Origin of the sequence: Streptomyces sp. URMC 123 (assembly GCF_051386515.1) — a bacterium.
GTDB lineage: Bacteria > Actinomycetota > Actinomycetes > Streptomycetales > Streptomycetaceae > Streptomyces.
This window is the reverse complement of sequence record NZ_JBPQTV010000799.1, coordinates 1-240: the sequence shown is the minus strand read 5'-3', so window position 1 is coordinate 240 and position 240 is coordinate 1. Positions and strand designations below refer to the sequence as shown.

At 45.4% G+C, this 240-nt stretch carries 1 pseudogene; it reads right to left on the bottom strand.

Going from position 1 to position 240, the window contains the following annotated elements:
- Positions 1 to 240 (bottom strand): annotated as a pseudogene (locus ACSNOD_RS32055) (hypothetical protein); the annotation flags it as partial.

The window sequence follows — 240 nt, the reverse complement described above, 5'->3', positions numbered from 1 at the left end:
ATCAAGCGCGGGTGTTCCCAAGTTACCACCGACACCGACTTTAAACCCCGCATTTTTAACCATCTCGCCAACCAGTGTAGTGACGGTGCTTTTGGCATTAGAGCCGGTAATTGCAATAATCGGAATATTTTGCTGTTTAGCTACTTCATGGAACAATTGAATATCACTGACAATCGCGATTTTTTTCGCACGTGCGCCATCAAACACCGGCAAATAAGGGTCGATACCAGGACTGATGAT